1 protein-coding gene and 1 pseudogene are annotated in these 1,929 nt (G+C 63.0%); both read right to left on the reverse strand.

The window, feature by feature from the left end; genetic code table 11:
• Nucleotides 1-70: 70 nt before the first annotated feature.
• Nucleotides 71-1,588: a methyl-accepting chemotaxis protein gene (locus HLUSI_RS29960; protein ID WP_016835887.1), complete on the reverse strand. Its 1,518-nt coding sequence runs from the start codon at nucleotides 1,586-1,588 to the stop codon at nucleotides 71-73.
• A pseudogene (locus HLUSI_RS29965) lies at nucleotides 1,575-1,929 on the reverse strand (LpxL/LpxP family acyltransferase); the annotation flags it as partial. The gene HLUSI_RS29960 and the pseudogene HLUSI_RS29965, both read right to left, overlap by 14 nt.

Consider the following 1,929-nt stretch of genomic DNA (forward strand, 5'->3'; position numbering starts at 1 on the left):
GAAAGCAGCCTTTTTTTACGACCGGACCTGATCGTTCAGATCAGAACCGATTGGAACCGATCAAAACCTATCAGAATTCTTCCCAGCTGCCTTCATCCTGCGGCGCGGTGGAACGCTTCGGCGTCGGCGCCAGGGTCGTCTTGCGCGCTGCCGCCGGCTTGATCGCCGGAGCTGCATGCGTTGCAGCTTCGGTCGCCAGCTCCAACGGCGGATTAACGGTCTTCAGCATCGACGGTGTATTTACAGGCTGGGCAGCGAAAGCGGCGTTGTCGATCTTGAAGACGCCGACCGCGCGCGCCAGCAGATCGGCCTGTTCCTGCAGACTCTCGGCGGCGGCCGCAGCCTGTTCGACCAGGGCCGCATTCTGCTGGGTGATTTCATCGATCTGGGCGATGGCGCCGTTGACTTCGGCAATGCCCGCGCTCTGTTCCTTGCTGGCGGCGGTGATCTCGCCCATGATGTCGGCCACGTGCTTGACCGAGGTGACGATCTCGCTCATGGTCACACCGGCTTCATCGACCAGCTTGCCGCCGGCATCGACCTTGCTGACCGAGTCGCCGATCAGGGTCTTGATTTCCTTGGCGGCCGACGCCGAGCGTTGCGCCAGGCTGCGCACTTCCGACGCCACCACGGCGAAGCCGCGGCCCTGTTCACCTGCGCGCGCGGCTTCAACCGCAGCATTGAGCGCAAGGATATTGGTCTGGAACGCGATGCCGTCGATGACGCCGATGATGTCGACGATCTTGCGCGAGCTTTCCTTGATCGAACCCATGGTCTGCACCACGTCGCCGACCACCTTGCCGCCCTTGACGGCGTAGTCGGAGGCCGACATCACCAGCTGGTTGGCCTGGTGCGCATTCTCGGCGTTCTGCTTGACCGTCGAGGTCAACTGTTCCATTGAGCTGGCGGTTTCTTCCAGGCTGGAAGCCTGCGATTCGGTGCGGTTCGACAGGTCGGCATTGCCGGTGGCGATCTCTTGCGACGCCACCGCGATGATGGCCGCGCTCTGCTTGATTTCATTGACGGTCGCCGCCAGCTTGGTCTGCATCGTATTGAGCGAATGCACCAGTTGGCCCGCTTCGTCGTGGCTCTTCTCTTCCACGGTCTGGGTCAGGTCGCCGCTGGCGCCGACCGAACCCTCGGCCGGGATCAGCGGCAGCAGGTCGTGTTGCAGCAGGGCGGCGATCTGGTTCAGCAGTCCCACGCTGACGCCGGAGTAACCCTTGCTCAGCGAAGTCAGCCGCGCCGCCAGGATGGCGCGCGTCTGTTGCGGCGAGAACAATTCGCCGAGGCCGCAGCCGTGATACGTGTAGAGGTGATGCGGCAGTTCCGGCACCAGTTCGGGCGGGACGTTGACCGTGCATGAATCGCCGTAGCCGGTGGTGACGCCGTAGACGGTGCCGTCTTCGCGCAGCAACCGGTCGAGGAAGTCGGCGCCGCGCTGGATGCGCGCGAGGAAATCCGGCGCGTCCGACAGCGCCGCGCGTGCGGAACCGGCGGCAATGGCGTTGACGTCTTCGATGCGCAGGGGCTGGGAGCCGAAGGTGACGGAAGTATCCGGCGATGTCGATGTATCAGTGTGGCGCATGGCGATTGTCCGAGGAGGGCTGAGTCCGGGGTTGGGGCTGAGCCCAGAAGTCATAGAAATTGAACCATTGCAAAGGCGTCTGCAGGCAATGGTGCTCAAGGCGGGCGGCATAGTCGGCCGCCAGTTCGCTGAACAGTCGTTCGCGCTGCTTGCGCGGCAAGCTGATCCGTTCACGGAAAGCTTCGAAGCACAAGGTCGCGCCATCGCGCGTGCGTTGCGAAAACATCAGGTAAGTCGGGCATTCCAGCAGGCTGGCCAGGACATATGGGCCGATCGGGAACGGCGCCTCTGCACCCAGGAAATTCGCGGTGGCCACGCGTGGAACAGCAACATTTTTTTTT

It is taken from the genome of Herbaspirillum lusitanum P6-12 (assembly GCF_000256565.1).
Lineage (GTDB): Bacteria > Pseudomonadota > Gammaproteobacteria > Burkholderiales > Burkholderiaceae_D > Herbaspirillum > Herbaspirillum lusitanum.